Annotated in this window: 16 protein-coding genes; 9 read left to right on the top strand and 7 right to left on the bottom strand. The window is 66.7% G+C overall.

Annotated elements, in window-relative coordinates:
* Positions 1–38: 38 nt before the first annotated feature.
* A complete protein-coding gene (locus tag OKA11_RS01315) occupies positions 39–1,103 on the top strand; it encodes a glycosyl hydrolase family 8 (RefSeq protein WP_267218426.1) in 1,065 nt (354 codons plus the stop codon).
* Between the two features lie 92 nt (positions 1,104–1,195).
* Here the strand turns inward: OKA11_RS01315 and OKA11_RS01310 are convergent, their stop codons facing one another.
* Positions 1,196–1,834 (bottom strand): hypothetical protein, encoded by a 639-nt coding sequence (locus OKA11_RS01310; protein WP_267218425.1) that lies wholly within the window; start codon positions 1,832–1,834, stop codon positions 1,196–1,198.
* Here OKA11_RS01310 and OKA11_RS01305 point away from each other — a divergent pair.
* Positions 1,833–2,330 (top strand): TetR/AcrR family transcriptional regulator, encoded by a 498-nt coding sequence (locus OKA11_RS01305; protein ID WP_267218424.1) that lies wholly within the window; start codon positions 1,833–1,835, stop codon positions 2,328–2,330. The two genes, OKA11_RS01310 and OKA11_RS01305, sit on opposite strands and share 2 nt — an antisense overlap.
* Here the strand turns inward: OKA11_RS01305 and OKA11_RS01300 are convergent.
* The 5 genes from OKA11_RS01300 to OKA11_RS01280 all read right to left on the bottom strand — a co-directional run bounded on the left by OKA11_RS01300 (position 2,314) and on the right by OKA11_RS01280 (position 7,879).
* Positions 2,314–3,024, bottom strand: coding sequence for a TetR/AcrR family transcriptional regulator (locus OKA11_RS01300; RefSeq protein WP_267218423.1), 711 nt, complete (start codon positions 3,022–3,024; stop codon positions 2,314–2,316). The genes OKA11_RS01305 and OKA11_RS01300 overlap by 17 nt on opposite strands.
* A gap of 172 nt (positions 3,025–3,196) precedes the next feature.
* Positions 3,197–5,731, bottom strand: a complete 2,535-nt coding sequence (locus OKA11_RS01295) for a TonB-dependent receptor (RefSeq protein WP_267218421.1) — start codon at positions 5,729–5,731, stop codon at positions 3,197–3,199.
* Positions 5,724–5,876, bottom strand: a complete 153-nt coding sequence (locus OKA11_RS01290) for a hypothetical protein (protein ID WP_267218420.1) — start codon at positions 5,874–5,876, stop codon at positions 5,724–5,726. The genes OKA11_RS01295 and OKA11_RS01290 overlap by 8 nt, the downstream gene beginning before the upstream one ends.
* Positions 5,877–5,913: 37 nt before the next feature.
* Entirely contained in the window at positions 5,914–7,506 is a 1,593-nt protein-coding gene (locus tag OKA11_RS01285; protein ID WP_267218419.1) for a cytochrome P450, read from the bottom strand.
* A gap of 55 nt (positions 7,507–7,561) precedes the next feature.
* A complete protein-coding gene (locus OKA11_RS01280; RefSeq protein WP_267218418.1) occupies positions 7,562–7,879 on the bottom strand; it encodes a 2Fe-2S iron-sulfur cluster-binding protein in 318 nt (105 codons plus the stop codon).
* Positions 7,880–8,376: 497 nt separating this feature from the next.
* Here OKA11_RS01280 and OKA11_RS01275 point away from each other — a divergent pair, with 497 nt between their 5' ends.
* From OKA11_RS01275 to OKA11_RS01255, 5 genes are all read left to right on the top strand, one after another.
* Positions 8,377–11,853: a glycosyl hydrolase gene (locus OKA11_RS01275; protein WP_267218417.1), complete on the top strand. Its 3,477-nt coding sequence runs from the start codon at positions 8,377–8,379 to the stop codon at positions 11,851–11,853.
* Between the two features lie 63 nt (positions 11,854–11,916).
* The gene (locus OKA11_RS01270) at positions 11,917–13,017 is read left to right on the top strand and encodes a glycoside hydrolase family 2 protein (RefSeq protein WP_267218416.1); all 1,101 of its coding nucleotides are present in this window, start codon (positions 11,917–11,919) and stop codon (positions 13,015–13,017) included.
* Between the two features lie 14 nt (positions 13,018–13,031).
* A complete protein-coding gene (locus tag OKA11_RS01265) occupies positions 13,032–14,645 on the top strand; it encodes a glycoside hydrolase family 2 TIM barrel-domain containing protein (RefSeq protein WP_267218415.1) in 1,614 nt (537 codons plus the stop codon).
* Positions 14,646–14,695: 50 nt separating this feature from the next.
* The gene (locus tag OKA11_RS01260) at positions 14,696–16,201 is read left to right on the top strand and encodes a GH39 family glycosyl hydrolase (RefSeq protein ID WP_267218414.1); all 1,506 of its coding nucleotides are present in this window, start codon (positions 14,696–14,698) and stop codon (positions 16,199–16,201) included.
* A gap of 58 nt (positions 16,202–16,259) precedes the next feature.
* Entirely contained in the window at positions 16,260–17,060 is an 801-nt protein-coding gene (locus OKA11_RS01255) for a FadR/GntR family transcriptional regulator (RefSeq protein ID WP_267218412.1), read from the top strand.
* 67 nt (positions 17,061–17,127) lie between these two features.
* Here OKA11_RS01255 and OKA11_RS01250 read toward each other — a convergent pair whose 3' ends face one another.
* Positions 17,128–17,940: an SDR family NAD(P)-dependent oxidoreductase gene (locus OKA11_RS01250; RefSeq protein ID WP_267218411.1), complete on the bottom strand. Its 813-nt coding sequence runs from the start codon at positions 17,938–17,940 to the stop codon at positions 17,128–17,130.
* Between the two features lie 211 nt (positions 17,941–18,151).
* Here OKA11_RS01250 and OKA11_RS01245 point away from each other — a divergent pair, with 211 nt between their 5' ends.
* Positions 18,152–18,904, top strand: a complete 753-nt coding sequence (locus OKA11_RS01245) for an SDR family NAD(P)-dependent oxidoreductase (RefSeq protein WP_267218410.1) — start codon at positions 18,152–18,154, stop codon at positions 18,902–18,904.
* Between the two features lie 61 nt (positions 18,905–18,965).
* A complete protein-coding gene (locus tag OKA11_RS01240) occupies positions 18,966–20,015 on the top strand; it encodes an NAD(P)H-dependent amine dehydrogenase family protein (RefSeq protein ID WP_267218409.1) in 1,050 nt (349 codons plus the stop codon).
* Positions 20,016–20,020 lie beyond the last annotated feature (5 nt).

Below are 20,020 nucleotides of genomic sequence, written 5' to 3'. Positions count from 1 at the left end.
GCCGAAGTCGTGACAGTCGCAAGGATGTGAAGACCAGAATGACACGCCATACCCGGACCGAACCGTTTGCGGCCTTGCCCGCCCTCGATCGCCGGAAGTTCACGCTCGGCGCGATGCTGGCGCTGACCGCTGCCTGCAACGGCGGCGCGCAAAGCCGCGATCCGGCGCGGGGGACCTCGCGTATGCTGACCTGGACCGCCTATCGCGACACGTACCTGATGGCCGATGGCCGCATCATCGACACCGGCAACAAGGGTGTCAGCCATAGCGAAGGCCAGAGCTATGGCCTGATCTTTGCCTACAACGCCAATGATCGCGACAGTTTCGAGCGGATCGCCCGCTGGACGCAGGAGCAGTTGTCGCGCAAGGACATCGCCCTCCACTGCTGGCGCTACGATCCCGCCGCCGCCGACCCGGTGGCGGACAAGAACAACGCCACCGACGGCGACCTTGTCATCGCCTGGGCGCTGCACCTGGCGGGAAAACGGTGGAACCGGCCGGACTACATCGCGCGCGCCGCAGAGATCCGCGCCGCCATTCGCAGCCACTGCGTGATCGAACGCTACGGGCGCCATCTGCTGCTGCCTGGCCTGGAGGGTTTTGTCACCGGCGGCGGCGTCACGCTTAACCCGTCCTACTTCGTGTGGCCCGCGCTTGACGCTTTCGCGCGCATCGACGGCGCCGGAGTATGGGGACCGGTGATCGATGACTGTGCCCAGTTGCTGGGCCTTGCCCGCTTCGGAGCGCGCCATCTTCCCTGTGACTGGATGACCATCAGCGGCCCTGCCCAGCTTGCCCCGGCCAGCGACAAGCCGCCCCGCTTCGGATACGATGCGATCCGTGTGCCGCTTTACGCCGCATTGGGCAATCGCAAGGTCCTGGCAGCCGACATCGCGGCCTATTGGCGCGCCTGCCTTGCCGGTGGCAGGCCGATCCCGGCATGGGTCGACGTCGTCACCGGCGAGGAAGCGAACTACGCCCTCTCGAACGGCGGTGCGGCAGTGGCCGGTCTGCTTCTCGGCACCGCGCAGCCCGCCGCGCTCGACAACGACTACTATGCCGCATCCCTGCAACTGCTGGCGAAACTGCCGACCGGCCTGTAGCCACCCCGGCGGCCTGTTACGGAGTTCGGGCCGTTGTAGGGGGCCGCTGCCGAAGTTGGAGCCGCCACGGCGGGCGGCTCCCGTGATCGCGCTTACTTGGATGCGGGGATCTTCGCCAGATCGGCATCGATCTTGGCCAGGACATCGTCGGTGACGGTGTCAGCCGAATAGGACTGGATCTGCTTCAGGGTCATGCCCCGCGCCATTTCGATCTGCGGGTTGCTGACGAGATCGGGAAGATACTTCTGGAGGATCGCCTTGGTGGCCGGGTTGTCGAGCAGGGTGCCGATCGAACTGTCCGACGTCGAAAAGGCGGGGGCCGTTGCGGCCGCTGCAGTCCCTGCGGAAACCACCGAAAGCGGTGCGGCGACGAGGGCCATGGTTCCGGCGATCAGAATTTGACGAAGCATACTTGCAATCCTCTCTTCAATGGTATCGGCCTGATCGCCTGCGATCAGCCCGCCTGTTCTTGTGCGGCCCTGAACGTCAATCGCCCAGTTTGCTGGCCAATATTCCGGCTCAGCCCAGCCGGTCAGGGCGACCGGCCAGGCTGGACAGGCTAGCGCTTGCGCAAACCGTCCTTTTTGCGTCACACACGATCCGATGGCCGAAACCAAAAAACCGAATCGCGCTTCAGGCGATACTGTATCGCATAAATCCGAGCCGCTGGCATCATCAAGATCGACCCACGCCCGTGCCTTGCGGTCGGGCAAGGCGCTGCAGGAAGCCATGCTGCAACTCCTCCAGCGCAAGCCCTTCGACCAGATCACCGTGCGCGATATCTGCGCCGAGGCAAAGGTCCATTACGCCACCTTCTTCCGGCATCACGAAACGAAGGAATCGCTGCTCGACGCCATTGCCAAGGACGAGATCGCCCGGCTCAATCAGTTGGCGATCTCGATCCGCAATGCCGAAAGCTACGAAGCCGGTTTCGAGGGCCTGTGCGCCTATGTGGCAGAACACCGCGAACTCTGGGCGATCCTGCTCAACGGCGGCGCCGGCGGCGCCATGCGGGAGGAATGGCTGCGGGTCTCGATGGAAGTGGCCAAGGGCGAACAGCCGATCAACGCCTGGCTGCCCACCGAACTGGGAACGATCTGCGCCGCCTCGCTGATTGCCGAGACTCTGGCCTGGTGGGTGGGCCAGCCCGAAGACGCCTACAGCGTCTCGCACATCGCCCGCATTCTTTACCGGCTGCTGTCCACCTCGATCATGGCGCCGGATTGAAGGGACTGCGCCCGGTCGAAAGATCGCAGGTGCGATTCCGCGCGAGATCGAGCGTCAGCAGGCGCTCGATCGGCCTCAGGACCCGGGCCAGCGGGTCATGCTGCGGCGCGCCGGCTGCCAGATCGATCACCGGCGCCATGTACTGCGCCGCAAGGATCATGCTGAGGATCGAAAAGGCCGCAAATTTCGGGACGCCAAGATCGGAATTGCCGAAACGCTCGGCGTCATGGATGATCGGCAGCAGCGAGGCGAGAAACGGGCTCCAGACCTTGTCGAGCAGGTAGTCCTGCCGTTCTCCCGGTTCGGACATTTCACCGATGAACAGCGGCGCCAGTTCCGGAATCTCGAGGGTGAGCTCAACGAAGTGGCGAAGCGCGGCGCTGGCCCTGTCGGGAAACGGCTGCGCCGTGGCGAACGCGCTGTCCATCGCCGCGCAGGCTTGATCGACACGCAGGCCCAGCTCATCCACGAGCGCCTTCCACAGGCCGAGTTTCGAGCCGTAGCGATAGAGGATCAGGGTCGGGGCGATACCGATCGAGGCTGCCAGTTCACGCAGCCCCACGGCCTCGAACCCCCGCCGTGAAAAGGCCGCGAGTGCGCTGCGTTCCAGACGGTGCAGGTCAGGCCCCTGCCCTTTCTTCGGGCGGGCCCGTTCCCGCCTGGTGGCCGTGCCATCTTCCTGCTTCGTCATCATCAGGAGCGCCCCTGTACTCGCCCGGCCAGGGGCCGCACGAAAAATCGGTGCATGCAGGCCGGAAGGGCCGGGGCGGAACACCCCCCGGCCCTCCCTTTCACAGCAACCTCAGCGCGGTTTCCGCTCCGACCGCATCGCATCCGCCAGGGGCTGCGAATCTCAGGATCCATCCCTAGCGCGAGCCGAACGCAACGCGGAACGTCACGCCGAATTCACGCGGTGCGGTCACCGCGACACCGGCATAGCGGCTGCTGTAGACCGTCGATCCGATGCCCGCGACGCTGTAGGTCGGCGGGCTGAGATAGACGTCGGTTACCGAGGTGAACTGCGCAAGATCGTCCTGGCTCAGCAGCTTGGTCGTGTCGAAGATGTTCTTCGCGTAGACCGAGACTTCCCATCCGCCATCCTGGGCGCGCAGGCCGCCGAACAGGTTGAGCAATCCATAGGCCTTGACGTTGTCATAGGGATTGTTCGGGTCGGTCCTGGACTTGCCCTTCCAGCTGAACAGTCCGCGCAGGTAACCATCGACATCGTTGTTCAGGGGCAGCGTGTATTCGGCCCTGAACACGCCCGACCATTCCGGCTGGAAGGTCGCCGACTGTCCGCCGCCCGCGCATTCCGCCACCCGCTCGCCGCCATAGGCCTGCTGCATCTGCGCCAGCGTCGGCGTGACCGTATCGGGAATACCGTCGGAGCCGACCGCGCCGCTCTGGTTGTTCAGCGCGTCGGTGCAAGCCAGCAGCGCGTTGCCGATGCGGCTGCGTGCGAAGTTGACCGTTGCCCCGAGATTCCAGCGCGGCGTCGGCGTGAAGGCGAGTTCTGCCTCGACGCCATTGACCTTGATCGGCACCGCGCTGACGAAGTTGAAGTTGCCGATCGTCGGCGCACCGGCCGAGTTGATGTTGATGTAGGCGATCCCTGCCCCGCCCGCGCGGTAGGGGTAGTTCTTGTAGTCCTGATGGTACGCGGTCAGGTTGAACTGCAACTTGCGGTCGAACCAATCCGACTTGAAGCCGATCTCGTAGGACTTCGAACTTTCCGAAGGCAGCGCGATATGGGCGATCTCGTTCGCGGTGTAGTCCGCATGGGTGAAATTGCCGATCGCCACGACCGGCGGACGCCAGGAACTGCCCGTGGAGGCGTAGACCATGAGGTCCGGCGTGAAGCGATGCTTGATGCTGGCGCTGTAGATCGTGGCGTTCTCGTTGACGTCCGACTGGGTGCCGTTCTGGCGCGTGCAGTTGCCCGCCGCGTACATTTCGGGCGTACAGCTGATGAACAGGCCATCGCGGTTGTCGGTAAAGTGGATGCGCCGCAATCCGCCCGACAGTTCCGTCGCTTCGGTGAGGTGGAAGGTCACGTTGCCGAAGAAGGAATCTTCCGTCGGCGTCCCCTTGGCAACGTAGATCGGGGTGTCCGTCACGCTCGGCGCGGCGATCGGGAAGCCGAGTCCGGCAAGGCGCAACTGGGTTATGCTGAGATCGTCGAGGTTGGTCTGCGAGGGCACCGCATAGTGGAAGTACCCGGCGACGTAGTCGAACAGCCCGGCAACGCGGTCAAGGTTCTGCAGACGCACTTCATGGCTGCTGGTCGTGCCCTTGGTGTCCGCGATCTGCGCGATGGCGAGATCCGGGAAGAAGTTCGCTAGGTCGCGCACGCCGTAGCTATGGTACTTCTGCGAGGTCGCCGAACCCACGTAGATCAGGCGCTGGCCGAGGACATCGACTTCGGCATTCCAGTTGTAGAACTGGAACTTCTGCGAGGTCGTGCTCGGCCGTGATTGCACCGAGAGGCGATCGCTCAGGCCGATCTCGCCGTAATCCGGCGCGCCTGCGGGGGGCACATACTCGGGATCGTACTGGCTGACGGAACGCACCTGGTCGAACCGCGTGCCATTGTTCTGCATGCCTTCGTAGAGGAAGCCGAGACGCAGCCACTGCGTCGGTTCGAACCGCACCGCGGCACGGATGGCGTTGGTCTCGCTGCTCGGCTTCACGTCGCTGTTGATGCTGGTGACGCGGTTGCCGCGATCGAAGCTGTGGAGGCCGGCCACGCGGATGCCAAGCACATCGGAAATGATCGGAATGTTGAGCGCGCCGTTGATGTTGATGGCCGAAGCCGAGGCCAGCGTGCCGGCCATGTAGCCGCCCGCTTCCACCAGATCCGGCTGGCGCGTGGTCGCGGTGATCGAACCCGACGGCGTCGACCGCCCGCGCAGGGTGCCCTGCGGACCGCGCAGCACTTCGATCTGGCCAACGTCGTACATCGTCTGCATGACGAAGTTCGAGGGAACCGGCGCGTCGTTGCGATAGTACTGGATCGTGCCGTTCTCGGCGCTGACGTTGACGTCGTGGTTGACGCCGCGGATCGAGGACGAGGTGCCGATGCCGTTCGCGTTGGGCGTGAGCTGGAGACCCGGCACCACCGCATTGATGTCGGTGAAGTTGCGGATGTTCAGCTTGGCGATCGAATCCGCCGTCACCGCGTTCACAACCAGCGGCACATCCTGAAGGCTCTCGTCGCGGCGGCGCGCCTGGACGATGATTTCGGTCACGACCGAAGCATCGCCGGGGCCGCCGGCATTGGCAGTGGCATTGGCATTCGCGGTGGCGGCGCCGTTGGTGCTTTCCGCCTCCTGGGCCAGCGCGGGACTGGCCATGGCCAGCGCACTCACGCCAGCAAGTATGAACGCGTTTTGTCTACGCATCGAATCCTCTCCCGATATGATTTTTCTTGTCGGAATTTGTGCGCCACTGTGTCGCATCGGTCAATCCACCAGGCTGGATTGGCTTGCCCGTTTCGCCGGGGCGAAGTTTTCGTGTCGCCTTCGGCATGGGGCCGGTGGAAGCCATGCAGGATTCCTCCGGCCCGGAACGGTGGGCGGCCGGTTCAGGCCGCCGGCAGAACGGCGAGGTCGCGGTCGACGGCTTCGAGCGTCTCGTTGGTGAACTGGCCCGGCGCGAACTTCTGGATCGCCCGCAGCGTCATCGACTTGGCCATGCCGATTCGCTTGTCGGTGGTGATGCCGGGGAAGTGCTGTTCAAGCACGGCCTTCGCACCGGGATCGGCAAGGAGCACGGCAAGCTTGGTCCCGCCGGTCGAGTAACCGGACGAAGCGACCGGCGCGGGTGCCTCAGGCGCGACCGGCGCGGCGGCTGCTTCGGTCTTCTGGATCACCGAGGGGCGCGTCGACGAGAGGTCAACGCCTTCGGCCGGCGTAAGCTTGAGGTGCAGTTCCGACAGGCCGCGGATGATGAAGCTCGGCTCGAAGTTGAGCTTGCGGGCACCGCGTGGGCCATGCACCGCGGGATCGAGATCGATGTCGGACGTGTACTGCAGCAGCTTTTCGAGAATGATGCGCACTTCCACGCGGGCGAGCGGCGCGCCCGCGCAGGTGTGCGCGCTGCGTCCGAACGCGACATGTTCGCGAATCTTCGGACGGTCGAGCTTGAACGCCTGCGGGTCTTCCCAGCGCGCCGGATCGCGGTTGGCAGCGGCGATCGAGAGCATGATCTTCGTACCGGCCGGAACGGCCAGATCGCCGATCCGGGTATCGCGCCGCGCAAGGCGAGCAGTCTGCTTGGTCGAACCTTCGAGGCGCAGGACTTCCTCGATCAGTGCCGGAATGAGCTTGGGATCGGCGCGCAGCCGGTCCTGCAGCCCCGGCTGATCGACGATGTAGCGCACCGCGTTGCCCAGCAGCTTGGCACTGGTGTCCTGCCCCGCCCCGAACATGAACATGCCCAGCTTGATGATGGCCATCTCGTCTGGAAGCGTACCGTCGGGATAGAGCGCGTTGGACAGTTCGGAGAGGATGTCCTCGCGCGGATTGGCGCGGCGATCGGCCACATATTGCGCGAAGTAGCCGCCCATGATCATGAACGGGTGGTCTTCGGCATTGAGGTCGAGTTCGCCGTCGAGATTGCCGGGCGGCGGCGCGTTCTCGATGATGTCCATGAACTTCTGGCGATCCTCGGCGGGAATGCCCAGGAGATCGGCGATAACCAGCGTGACGAAGGGCGTCGCGATTGTCCTGACCAATTCCACGCCGCCATTGGCCACCGCGTCGCGCACCAGTTCGTCCGAGAAGGCCTGGATGAACGCCTCGTTGGCCTTGAGGCGCGAGGGCGTGAACAGGCGGTTGACGAGCGATCGCAGTTGCAGGTGCGGATTGTCATCGAGATTGACCAGCAGGTCACCGCCGTGAAACGCGTCGCGGTGCGCCTCGATCTGGTCGGTGATGTCGGATCCGTGCGGCGTGAACGGCAGCGGGGCAGAGGCGCCCTGCAGGCCGATAATTGCCGAGAAGTCATCCGAATTGCGCATGATCTCAAGGGTTTCCTCGAAACCCATGACCATCAGATAGTCCTTGCCCTGAGGCTGGTAGACCTGGCCCTTGCTCCGTACCGCCTCGAAATAGGCATAAGGATCGACAAGGATCTCATGGTCGGTGAAATAGTCCCGATCGGCCAGTTCCGTCATTTTTCCCACTCCTGCTGCCTGGCCGCTCTGTCGGCGGGCAAGCGATATGTCTGATTCAGTCTTCGGGCGCGATCCGCACGCGCAGTCCGTCAAGCGCGTCGGTGATTGGCAGCTGGCATGAAAGGCGCGATTGGCCGCCGCGATGGCTCGACGAATCGAGAAGGTCGTTCTCGTCCTCGCTCATCGCCGCCAATGCCTCGGCCGGACCGCCTTCGACGTGGACGTGGCAGGTCGCGCACGAGCAGCAGCCGCCGCACAGCGCCAGCAACTCGTCAAAGCCCGCGTCACGGATCACTTCCATGACCGTCTGTCCGGTCCTGGCCTCGAGCAGCCTTTCTTCGCCGGACACGCCTATTACGGTAATCGATGCCATTTCTCGCCCTCTTCCAGGTTCCGGCCTCTTGCGGGCCTGCTGCGCCGCGCAAGGCCGCAGCGAATTTTATGCGATACAGTGTCGCATACCGCGACAGGGCGGATACCGTCAACCGTGAAGAGGTCGATGCCAGCGCTCCCCGGCCGACGCGAATGCGCGGATGGGACGCGCCAACGGCTCGATTCTGCGCGTCCGGGCGAGCCACACGGAGCCGCCCTGCCGCCTCGACGCCGCCACGGCACCTCGCGATGATCGCTTGATCGCTGCGGCGTTATCCGTAGCCACGCCTCCCCGTTCGGAGACGTTGCAGGCGCAATGCGGCATGACTTGGCTTATTGCATTGACCACGATGGTCGGGATTGGCCTGACCGACTTGACAGCGCTTACCGGCAACAATAGGCGACATTGTGTCGCACAAAGAGGCGATTTCGGGAGAATGGCCAGGCGCGACTCGAGCAGGCGCGGCTGCGGATGCGATTGGCGGACAGATGACATCCATGGCGAAGAACGGGCAATTTCGGACAAAGTCGGTGCTGGCCAGGCTGGCGCTGTCGTTATCGGTTGCCGCTGTTTCGGGACAGGTCTGCGCCCAGGCCGGATCCCCGGCCACCCCCGATCAGGCCGGATCCCCGGCCACGCCCGATCAGGCTGACTCGCTTGCAGGACAGTTCCGCGACCCGCCGATGGAAGCACGTCCGCGGGTCTGGTGGCACTGGATCAACGGCAACATCACCGAGGACGGGCTGCTCAAGGACCTCGCCTGGATGAAGCGGATCGGCATCGGCGGCGCGCAGGCATTCGACGTCAATCTCCAGAGCCCCCAGATCGTCGACCAGCGACTGGTCTACATGACGCCCGCCTGGAAGTCCGCCTTCAAGGCCGCAGCGCGCGAGGCGGACCGCCTTGGCATCGAATTGGCGATTGCCTCATCGCCGGGCTGGTCCGAGACCGGCGGCCCCTGGGTAACGCCCGCCGACGGCATGAAGAAGCTGGTGTGGAGCGAAACGACGGTAAACGGCGGCCGGCGCCTCGCCCGTCCGCTGCCCATGCCGCCCTCGGTGACCGGTCCGTACCAGTCGATCGCGGCGACTTCGGGCACCAACTCGACGATCAACGAAAAGGCGCCCGACGTTCCCGCGCCGTTCTACCGCGATGCGGTGGTCGTCGCGGTGCCCGCACAAGCGGCCCTTGGGGACGGCGCCGCAGCAACATTTTCGACCGGCGAAGGACAGCCGATCGCTGCCGCAGCGCTGACGGACGGCGACCTCGAAACCGGTGCCGACCTGCCGAAAGTCGCCAAAAAACCGACACTTCTCATCGCCCGCTATCCGGCGGCCCGGACGATCCGGGCGCTGACCCTGTTCGTGCCCGGCGGCGCGGGCAAGTTCATCGGCGCCAATCTCAAGGCCAGCCTGGAAGCGCAAACCGCAGCCGGGCAGTGGACAACCGTCACCGACATTCCGCTCGGACGCGTGCCGACGACCCGCAGTTTCGCGCCGGTGACGGCACAGGCCTTCCGCATCGTCTTCCAGGACGCCAGCAGCCTGCCGAACTTCGCCCCGCCGCCTGCGGGCGTCGACCTTTCGGCGCTTGCGGCGGGCTTTTCCGGCGGCAAGCCGGCGACCTCGATCCGGGTCGCCGAATTCGCGCTGTCCGCCGAGGAGCGCGTCAACCGCGCCGAGGCCAAGGCCGGTTTCGACATCGTGCCGGACTATTACGCGCTCGACGCCGGTCTTGCCAATTCCGCCGGCGTGGCGCCGGACCGGATCATCGACCTGACCGCACGCCTCAACGCCGACGGCACGGTCGACTGGACGCCGCCGCCGGGGCGCTGGCGCATCATCCGCTTTGGCTATTCGCTTGTCGGCACGATGAACCATCCCGCTCCGCTGGAGGCGACCGGGCTCGAAGTGGACAAGTACGACGGCGAAGCCGTGCGCCGCTACATGGACCACTATCTGGCGACCTATCGCGAGACGGTGGGCGCGAACCTCCTCGGCGCCAGGGGCGTGCGCGCCATCCTCACCGACAGCATCGAGGTCGGCGCGGCGAACTGGACGCCGCGGATGGTGGCCCAGTTCAAGCGCCTGCGCGGCTATGATCCGGTCCCCTGGATGGCCGCGCTGACCGGGACGATCGTCGGTTCGCGGCAGGACAGCGAGCGTTTCCTGCATGATTTCCGGCAGACTCTGGCCGATCTGCTGGCCAGCGAGCACTACGGCACGGTTGCCCGCGCAGCGCACGACAACGGGCTACTCGTCTACGGCGAAGCGCTGGAGGATCACCGCCCGCAGCTTGGCGACGACATCGCCATGCGCCGCTGGACGGACGTGCCGATGGCGGCGATGTGGGCGTTCCAGCGTGACCGGGGCCCCAAGCCGACCTACCTTGCCGACATGAAGGGCGCGGCATCGGTCGCCCACCTTTACGGGCAGCGAACCGTCGCGGCGGAATCGCTGACCTCGATGCTGTCGCCCTGGGCCTTTGGGCCGGGCGATCTCAAGCGGATGATCGATCTCGCCTTCGCCACGGGCATCAACCGCCCGGTCATCCATACCTCCGTGCATGTGCCGGTGGACGACCGGAAACCGGGCCTGCGGCTGTCGATCTTCGGTCAGGATTTCAACCGCAACGAAGCCTGGGGCGAACTGGCGCGGCCTTGGATGGACTACGTCGCGCGCAATTCGCTGATGCTCCAGCAGGGCGTCAACCGGGCCGACCTTGCCTATTTCTACGGCGAGGAAGCCCCGCTGACCGGGCTGTTCGGCGACAAGCCGGTCAGCGGGGTTCCGGCCGGGACCGCGTTCGACTTCGTGAACGCCGATGCCCTGATCGATGCGCTGGCCAATGACGGCGGCGATCTGGTGACGGCGGGCGGGGCACGATACCGCGCATTGTACCTCGGCGGCACCGCCGGGAGGATGAGCCTTCGCGTCCTGGCGCGCATCGCCGAGCTTGTGGAGGCGGGAGCGACCGTCATCGGCATGCCGCCGCAAAGCGATCCCGGCCTTGGCGCCGACCCGGCCCGCTACCGCTCGCTGGTGCAGAAACTGTGGCCGGGAGCGGCGGTCAATCCGGTCGGCCGGGGCCGGGTGATCGCGACCGGCGATCTGGCCGCAGGTCTGGCGCAGGCTGGTATTCCGGCCGATTTCACCTTCTCGGGCGGGGAGCCGGGGGCCGTGCTGCCCTTCGTCCACCGCAAGCTGGCGGACGGGGACAGCTACTTCATCTCCAATCAGTCGAACCGGGCCGAGACGATCACCGCGCATTTCCGTGTCGCGGGCAAGGAAGCCGAACTCTGGCATGCCGACACCGGCCGCTCGGAACCGGTGAGCTTCACGGTCGCCCAAGGGGTGACCTCGGTTCCTCTCACGCTCGGCCCGGACGAGGCGGTGCACGTGGTGTTCCGCAAGGACAGTGCGGCCAGTTCCCGCACCGTCGCGCCGGTCGGGCTGCGCGAAGCGGCGGTCCTTGGCGGGGCCTGGGACGTCGCTTTCGAGCCGGGACGCGGCGCGCCGCCGCAAGTCCGGCTTGGCGAACTGGCGCCGCTCAACGCGAACGCCGATCCCGCGATCCGCTATTTCTCCGGGATCGCCACCTATACCAGGCAATTCACGGCGCCGCGCGGGTGGAAGAAAGGCATGCCGCTGCTGCTCGATCTCGGCGAGGCGCGCGAAGTCGCCGAAGTCCGCGTCAACGGACAGCTGGCCGGATACGGCTGGCACCAGCCTTACCGCATCGACATCGGCGCGCAGACGCGCCCCGGCCGCAACCGCCTGACGATCCGCGTGGCGAACCTGTGGATCAACCGGCTGATCGGCGACGCCCAGCCCAGCAACGCACAGGCCGGCGATGCACAGGGCGGCGCCGCAAAAGTGACCTGGACCGCCACGGCGACCTACCGGAAGGACGCGCCGCTGCGCCCGTCCGGCCTGCTGGGCCCCGTGCGCCTGCTGGAACAACGCCGGGACTGAACCGGGAAGCGATCGATCGGCGGGCATGGGCCCTGCAAAAACGACAAAAAGGGAGAGTGGCACGTGGGCGATTTCAAGCGGGTACTGACAGGCCTGATGCTGGGGTCGGCAATCGCCGCCACCGCCCTTTCCCCCGCCGCCGTGGCGCAGGCAGGCGCCCAGGCAGCCCCCCCGGCAGGCACCCAGCCAGCCAACCAGCCGGGAACCGGGCGAGCGGCCATCGACCTGTCGCAGGGCTGGCGCTTCCACTTCGGCGATGCTCCGGCGGCGGTCACCGACACCGGCTTCGACGATCGGGACTGGGAGCCGGTCTCGGTCCCGCACAGCTGGAACCGGATCGGCGCCTATAGCCTGAAGCGCGGCAGCGAGACCGACAACCGGCAGGGCCTGGGCTGGTACCGCCTGCAGGTCGATGCCCCCAAGGCCAGGCCGGGCGAGCGCCAGTACCTCGATTTCGCCGCCGTCAGCAAACTTGCCGAAGTCTGGGTCAACGGCCGTCATGTCGGCACCCACAAGGGCGCGTTTGCCCGCTTCCGGCTCGACGTCACCGATGCCTGGAAACCGGGCCAGCGCAACCTCGTGGTGGTGAGCGCGGACAACAGCAAGGTCGAGCCGGGCAGTTCCACGTCCGAAGTGCTGCCCCTTTCGGGCGACTTCTTCGTCCATGGCGGGATCTACCGCGAGGTGGCGCTGCTCCAGCTTCCCGCCGCGTCCATCGATCCGCTCGATTACGGCGGCCCGGGCGTCTACGCGCGTGCGACGCGGATTTCGGCTGAAAGCGCGACCGTCGAGGTGCGCACCCGGCTGCGCAATGCGGGCCCGGCGCCGCGCAGCCTCACCCTCGCGACCGAGATCCGCGACGCGCGCGGCAAGGTCGTCGCCCGCACCGTCCAGCCCGTTACCCTCGCGAGCGGAACCGGCGAGCAGCGCGCGGCGCTCGACCTGCCCCGTCCCCATCGCTGGGACGGACGGGCCGATCCCTACCTCTATTCGGTCACCGCCACCCTTGCGGACGGCAAGGCGGTGCTGGACCGTGTATCGCAGCCGCTGGGCCTTCGCACCTTCCGGTTTGACGCCGACAAGGGGTTTTTCCTGAACGAGCGGCATGTGAAGCTGCGCGGTGTCTCGCGCCATCAGACGCGCTCGGCTCGGGCTGGGCCCTGACGCCCGCGCAGCACATGGCGCTGGTCAAGGAACTCGGTGCCAACACCATCCGGCAGGCCCATTACCAGCACGCCGATGCCTGGTCCGATCTGGCCGACAAGGCTGGCATGGTGGTCTGGGCCGAGCTGCCTTACGTGACCACCCCCAGCATCACCGGCGGCAAGGGCTCGGATGCGCTCTGGGCCAATGCCGAGCAGCAACTGCGCGAGCAGATCCGGCAGAACTACAACCACCCCGCGATCCTGATGTGGTCGGTCGGCAACGAAGTGGATTCGGCCAAGGGCTTCGGCCAGAAAGGCGCGCCGCCGGAGCCGCAGGCCCTGCTTGCGCACCTCAATGCCATCGCCCGGCAGGAGGACCCTGATCGCCCGACCACTTTCGCCGATTGCTGCGAAGGGCTGACGCTGATCCAGACCGCCGGAGAGAAGCTGGCCGGAAGCACCGACCTGATCGGCTACAACCGCTACTACGGCTGGTATTATCCAAACCCCCTGCAGGTCCGCCAGGACCTGGGCAACACGCTCGACAAGCTCCACCGCGAGCATCCCGGGCTGCCGCTCTCGCTCACCGAATACGGCGCGGGCGGCGCGATCAGCCAGCACAGCGACGACGTGCGCAGCGGTTATGTCAATTTTGTCGGCCGTCCTCATCCCGAAGAGTACCAGGCATGGGTCCACGAGCAGTCCTGGCCGAGCCTCGCCGCCCGCGATTTCGTGTTTGCCAGCTGGGTCTGGGCGATGTTCGACTTTGGCAGCGACCTGCGTGACGAAGGCGACGCGGTCGACCTCAACGACAAGGGGCTGATCACGGCCGACCGCAAGACCCGCAAGGATGCCTTCTGGTTCTACAAGGTGGCCTGGAGCGACAGCCCTGCCCTGCACTTTGCCGGAACGCGGTATCTGGACCGCGCCTATCCGGTGATGGACGTCAAGGCCTATGCCACCGCCCCGTCCGCGCGCCTGACGATCAACGGAAAGCCGGTCGGCGAAGCGCCCTGCCGGGACTTTGTCTGCGAATGGAAAGACGTGGCGCTGCGGCCCGGCGCCAATGCCGCGGTGGTCACGGCCACCCAGGGCGGCAAGACCCTGACCGACCGCGCCACCTGGAACGGGCCCGACGTGGAGCGCAGCGGACTGCGCATCAATGCGGGTAGCCTGGCCGGTCTTGAACTGCCGGGTCTTGAACTAGCTGGCGGGCAGCACGGCAGCCGCCACTTCGGTTCGGACACGTTCGTGACGGGCGGCAAGCCGGTCGTGCTCAATCTCGTCGGTTTCGGCGGGCGCTCGATGGCGCCGATCCGCACGGTGGATGCAGCCGACCCGGCGCTGTTCGACTACTGGCGCGACGGGGATGCCTATAGCTACGACATTCCCCTGCCGAACGGCAGCTGGACAGTGACGCTGCACCTCTTCGAACCGCGCAAGACCGCCTCGTCCGATCAGGCCCTCACCGTCACCGCGAACGGCCAGACGGTGATCCAGGGCCTCAACATCGCCAGGGCCGCCGGGGCGCCGCTCAAGGAACTGCTCCGCAGCTTCCCGGTCACCGTCCGCGACGGTCGCCTCAAGCTCGACTTCTCCAGCGTGTCGGGCAACGCCGCGCTGGCCGGAATCGAGATCGCCCATTGAATCCCGCCCATCACGAAATACCGGAGAGACTGCCCATGTTGGATCGACGCATGTTTCTGGCATCAGGCGCCGCCGCCGCGGCATTGTCGGCCAGCGGGGCACGGGCCGCCGCCCTCGCCGGCGAAACGGTGCGGGTCGATACCCGCACGGTTGCGGGCGCCCTGCCCCACGTCTGGGAGGAATGCGTCGGATCGGACCGCGCGGCGATCACCATGCGCGAGGAGTGGCGGCAGGATATGCGGCTCGCCGTGGCGGAGGCGGGCATCAAGCGCGCACGCTTCCACGGCATCTTCAACGACGAACTGGGCGTGTTCGGCAAGAGCGTCCTCGAGATGCGCCGCGGCGGCGGCCCGAACTGGCTGAACGTCTACCGCGTCTACGACGGCCTGCTCGAGCTTGGCGTATCGCCCTATGTGGAACTGAGCTTCATGCCCGGCAAGCTCGCCTCCGGCAAAACCCAGTTCGGCTTTTACGGCGGCAACATCACGCCGCCCAGCTCCGACGCCGAATTTGCGGGCTTCATCAGGTCCTTCACCGCCGCGATGGTCGATCGCTACGGGCTGGAGGCCGTGCGCAGCTGGCCCTTCGAGGTGTGGAACGAACCCAACCTCTCGTTCTTCTGGACCGCCGACAAGCAGCGCTATTTCGACATGTACAAGGCAGTCGCGGTCGCGATCAAGTCGGTCGACCCGCAGATCAAGGTCGGCGGCCCCGCCACCTCCAAGACCGCGTGGATCGGCGATTTCGCCGAGTGGTGCGCGGCCAACAACGCGCCGGTCGACTTCTTCGCCACCCATGTCTACGCCGGTGACAACCAGGACGAGGTCTTCGGCAAGGGCAGCCCGCGCCGCAGCGTCAATGCCGTCATTCCCGACGCGCTTGCCGCGGCCCGGCGCACGATCGATGCCGGGCCGTTCGCCGGCAAGCCGATGTGGCTGTCCGAATGGTCGTCCGACAGCCCGGCGATGATCGCCCACGTCATCGCGGGCGGCATGGCGCACTGCGCGGGCATGTCGCAATGGACGCTGAGCGGCATGTACGAGGAACTGGGCGTCGACGACTACATGCTGAAGGAAGGCTCGATGGGCTGGAGCATGATGATCGACGGCATCGCCAAGCCTTCCTTCAACACCTACCGGCTGCTGCACCGGCTCGGCACCGAGCGCCTCGCCGCGCAGGGCCCGGCGCTGGCCGCGAAGGACAGGCGAGGACGGATCAGTGCGCTCGTGTGGAATCTCGCCGAAGTCGATCAGCCCGGCGGCATTCCCGGCATGACCTCCGAACGCAAGATCGTCGGCGGTGCCAGGCGCGTGACCGTGCAGTTCGACGGGGTAAAGGGCGGCCGGACCGCGCAGGTGCACTATGTCGACTGGGAGCGCGGCTCGCCGATGCCGGCTTGGCGGGCGATGGGCTCCCCCCAGTACCCCTCGAGCGCGCAGATCGGGCAGTTGCGGCAGGTCTCGCGGCCGCTGGTGGAAACACGCCGCCTCGGCGCCGACGCCTCGCTCACGCTCGACCTGCCCGCCGAAGGGATCGCCCTGGTCGAGATCGCCTGATCGCATGGCAGGGCGTCCAGGCAATATTGGTCCGACCATAACGGCAAGGCAGGAAGCTATGGCAGGTATCGCGGGTGCAAAGCCGCTCATCGGGCTGGATGCGGCAGGCGACGAGGAGGGCAGGCTCTACCGCCGGGTGGTGAAGGCGCTGATCGCCGAACTCCAGTCCGGCACCTATGCGGTGGGCGATCGCATGCCCGCGGAACGCGACATCGCGGCCGGCATGGGCGTGAGCAGGCCGGTCGTGCGCGAGGCGATGCTGGCGATGGAAGTGCTGGGCCTGGTCGAGGCGCGCCTGGGGGCGGGCACGTTCGTGATCCGGCTGCCCGGCGACGTCGACCGCGAGCCCGAGTTCACCGTCAGCCCCTTCGAACTCATCGAGGCGCGGCTGCTGATCGAAGGCGAGGCCGCGGCTCTGGCCGCCCGCCACATCACCGACGAGGAACTCCGGCGACTGGAGCAGCTCGTCGCCGCGATCGCGCTGGAGAACGCCGATGCGCGCGGCGGCGAGAATGCGGACCAGGCCTTCCACATGACGATCGCCCGCGCCGGCAGGAACAGTGCCATCGTCCGGACCGTCGAACAGCTCTGGACCTTGCGCTCCACTTCGCCGGAATGCCGCCTGCTGCTCGAACAGGCGCGCACCGCCAACGTCAAACCGGTGGTGGCGGAGCACCGCGCCATCCTCGCCGCGCTGCAGCAGCGCGATCCGGCCGCCGCCCGCGCGGCCATGCACGCGCACCTCGATGCGGTGCTCCAGCACCTGCTCTTCGCGGTAGAGGAGCAGGCCGTCGCCGCCGCGCGCCAGTCGGTCGCCGCCACGCGGGCCCGTTTCCTGCGCCCGGGTACAGGCGTCTAGAGGCCGCCCGGGAGCATTGTCCCAGGCGCGCCCTCAGGCGCCCCCCCAGGCGCGCCCCCGCCAACCGTCAGGCCGCCATTCCGCCTTCGAGCAGCAAAGTGCTGCCGGTCATGAACATCGCCATGTCCGAGGCGCAGAACAGGATTGCCCGGGCAATGTCGTCGGCCACCCCGACCCGTCCGACGCGGCTGCCGCCGATGCCGGGGATCGGGCAGTTCCGGATGGTTTCCTCGTCCCATTCGGCGATGAACATGGTCTTCTCGGTGAGCGAGAAACCCGGAGCGACCCCCAGCACGCGGATGCCGTGCCCGCCCAGTTCGATCGCCAGCTGCTTGGTCAGGCCGACAACGCCGTGCTTCGAACTGCAATAGGCAGCCTGCCCTTCGGAAATGCCGCGCACGCCGGCCAGCGAGGCGACATTGACGATCACCCCGCCCTGCCCCCGCGCGATCATCCGCCCCGCCGCTTCCCTGGCGCCGACAAAGGTGCCGCGCAGATTGATCGCCAGGACGGTATCGAACTCCTCGACGTCGAGGTCGAGCAGCGGCTGAAACGACGGGATCCCGGCATTGTTGACCCAGATGTCGAGCGTGCCGAAGCGGCTCTCGGCAAGGTCGGCGGCTGCCACGATCGACGCCGGATCACCGGCGTCGAGGCGGATCGAGACGACATCGACGCCGAAACGCTCGGCCAGTTCGCGGGCCGTGGCGGCGGCGGCCTCTTCATCGATATCGGCGATCAGCACCGACGCGCCGGCTTCGGCAAGCCGCCGCGCCGCGGCCTTGCCCAGCCCCCACGCCGCCCCGGTGACAACCGCGCCCCGGCCCTTCAGCGAGATCAGCTGATCGAGCGAGCGATCCGAAACGTCTGGCACTGGCATCCCCATTTCTCCTGTTGTTCTCGGGCCCCGGCCATCGCCGCAATGTCGAATCGCGGCGCGCGGATCCCCTCGCTGGCTTGCCTATATCCAGGCTGGACAGCTGGCAAGTTGTGCGCCACATTATCGCACAAACTGGCGTGACCGAACAGGATCCGCCGCACATGAAAAGGCGCCGGCCCCATTTTGCCGAGCGCCCAACGGGAGAGAAGATATGGGTTCCAATCGTGTCGTCGTCGTCACCGGCGGGGCATCGGGCATCGGTCTCGGCGTGTCGCGACTGTTTGCCGCCAAGGGCCATCCGGTCGCCATGCTCGACGTTCAGGACGAAGCGCTGGAACGCGAAAGCGCGGCGCTGCGGGCGCAAGGTGCACGCATCCTTGCCCGCAAGGTCGACGTGGCCGACCGCGCCAGCGTGGAGGCGGCCTATGCCGCCATCCGCGAAGAGCTCGGCCCGATCGCGATCGTGGTCGCCAATGCCGGGATTTCCGAGGGCATCGGCTTCCTCGACGTCACCGCGCAGACCTGGCAGCGCATGATCGACATCAACCTGACCGGCGTGTTCAACACCGTGCAGGCCGCCCTGCCGGACATGGTCGCGGCAAGCTGGGGACGCATCATCACCATCTCGTCGCAGGCAGGCCAATCCGGCGCCGCGGACCGCGCCCACTATGCCGCCGCCAAGGCCGGGGTGATCGGCCTGACCCGCTCGCTGGCCCGCGAATTTGCCGCCAGCGGCATCACTGTGAACACCATCCCCCCCTCGGTGGTGGCAACGCCCATGGCCGAAGCCGGGATCGCGGCCGGAACCTTCCCGCCGCTGGAAATCATCTCCCAGCACATCCCGATCCCGCGTCCCGGCACCCCGGACGACATCGCGGCGGCCTGCGAATATCTCGCCTCGGACGGCGCCAGCTACGTCACCGGCCAGGTCCTTGCCGTCAATGGCGGCATGTTCATCGGATAAGGGCCCCGCAGGCAGCCCCGGGCGCGTTCTCGCGCCCTGCATCCATCCTTGGAGAGATGTCATGAACCAGCCGTCATCGGCGCAGAAACTGCGCGTCGTGCAATGGGCCACCGGAACCGTCGGCGCCGCGGCCATGCGCGCGGTCCTCACCCACCCCGGCCTGGAACTGGTCGGGGTCAAGGTCTACTCGCCTGCCAAGGAAGGCCAGGATGCCGGTACGCTGTGCGGACTGCCCGAAACCGGGGTCACCGCGGTGCGCGACCTTGCCGCGGTCCTGGCGCTGAAGCCGGACTGCGTGCTCTACATGCCCGAGCAGACCGACTTCAACGATGTCTGCGCCTTGCTGGAAAACGGCATCAACATCGCGACGACGCGGGCCGAGTTCTTCCATCCCGCCAGCATGGACCCGGCGATCCGCGCCCGCATCGAGTCCGCCTGCGCGGCGGGCGGTGCCACCCTGCACAGTTCCGGCAGCAGCCCCGGCTTCATCACCGAGGCCTTGCCCCTGGTGCTGCTGTCACTGGCGCGGCGGCTGGACCTTCTCACCATCGACGAATTCGCCAACTGCATCGACGGCTGTTCGGAGGAAATGCTACTGGGCATCATGGGCTTCGGCGATAGTCCCGAGGCTTTTGCCGAGCGCCCCTTCCAAGAACGCGATTCGGTGTTCAACCATGCGCTGAGCGCGCTTGCAGAGGCGGTGGGCATCGACATCGACCGTTTCGAGGTCTCCGGCGAAGTCGCCCTCGCGGCGGAACCGGTGCTGCTCCACAAGACCACCATTCCGGCAGGCTCGGTGGCCGGCCAGAGGATGGTGACGACCGGCCTGCGCGAAGGCAGACCGGTCCTGCGGTTCCGCTGCAACTGGTTCGTGACCGAGCGGCTCGAACCGGCCTGGGATCTGCGCAGCGACGGCTGGCGGGTGACGGTGGAAGGTGACACGCCGCTCGACATCAGCATCGGTTTTCCGATCCCGCCCGCCGAACGGCAGGCCACGCTGCCCAACCTGACAGCCCACCGCCCGGTCAATGCGATTGCCGCGATCTGCGCCGCGCGGCCGGGCATCCTCACGGTTGCCGAACTGCCGCAAGTGCTTGCCCGCTTGGGCTGACCGCT

Source organism: Novosphingobium clariflavum (assembly GCF_026420865.1).
Classification (GTDB): Bacteria; Pseudomonadota; Alphaproteobacteria; order Sphingomonadales; family Sphingomonadaceae; genus Novosphingobium; species Novosphingobium clariflavum.
This window is presented reverse-complemented; position numbering and strand designations above follow the sequence as displayed.

Coding starts and splice junctions, on each gene's coding strand:
- OKA11_RS01285 (WP_267218419.1), bottom strand. CDS start 7,506: ATGACGGAACTGGCCGATCGGGACTATTTCACCGACCATGAGATCCTT.
- OKA11_RS01300 (WP_267218423.1), bottom strand. CDS start 3,024: ATGATGACGAAGCAGGAAGATGGCACGGCCACCAGGCGGGAACGGGCC.
- OKA11_RS01240 (WP_267218409.1), top strand. CDS start 18,966: ATGAACCAGCCGTCATCGGCGCAGAAACTGCGCGTCGTGCAATGGGCC.
- OKA11_RS01280 (WP_267218418.1), bottom strand. CDS start 7,879: ATGGCATCGATTACCGTAATAGGCGTGTCCGGCGAAGAAAGGCTGCTC.
- OKA11_RS01250 (WP_267218411.1), bottom strand. CDS start 17,940: ATGCCAGTGCCAGACGTTTCGGATCGCTCGCTCGATCAGCTGATCTCG.
- OKA11_RS01315 (WP_267218426.1), top strand. CDS start 39: ATGACACGCCATACCCGGACCGAACCGTTTGCGGCCTTGCCCGCCCTC.
- OKA11_RS01265 (WP_267218415.1), top strand. CDS start 13,032: ATGGCGCTGGTCAAGGAACTCGGTGCCAACACCATCCGGCAGGCCCAT.
- OKA11_RS01275 (WP_267218417.1), top strand. CDS start 8,377: ATGGCGAAGAACGGGCAATTTCGGACAAAGTCGGTGCTGGCCAGGCTG.
- OKA11_RS01245 (WP_267218410.1), top strand. CDS start 18,152: ATGGGTTCCAATCGTGTCGTCGTCGTCACCGGCGGGGCATCGGGCATC.
- OKA11_RS01305 (WP_267218424.1), top strand. CDS start 1,833: ATGCTGCAACTCCTCCAGCGCAAGCCCTTCGACCAGATCACCGTGCGC.
- OKA11_RS01255 (WP_267218412.1), top strand. CDS start 16,260: ATGGCAGGTATCGCGGGTGCAAAGCCGCTCATCGGGCTGGATGCGGCA.
- OKA11_RS01310 (WP_267218425.1), bottom strand. CDS start 1,834: ATGGCTTCCTGCAGCGCCTTGCCCGACCGCAAGGCACGGGCGTGGGTC.
- OKA11_RS01290 (WP_267218420.1), bottom strand. CDS start 5,876: ATGGCTTCCACCGGCCCCATGCCGAAGGCGACACGAAAACTTCGCCCC.
- OKA11_RS01260 (WP_267218414.1), top strand. CDS start 14,696: ATGTTTCTGGCATCAGGCGCCGCCGCCGCGGCATTGTCGGCCAGCGGG.
- OKA11_RS01295 (WP_267218421.1), bottom strand. CDS start 5,731: ATGCGTAGACAAAACGCGTTCATACTTGCTGGCGTGAGTGCGCTGGCC.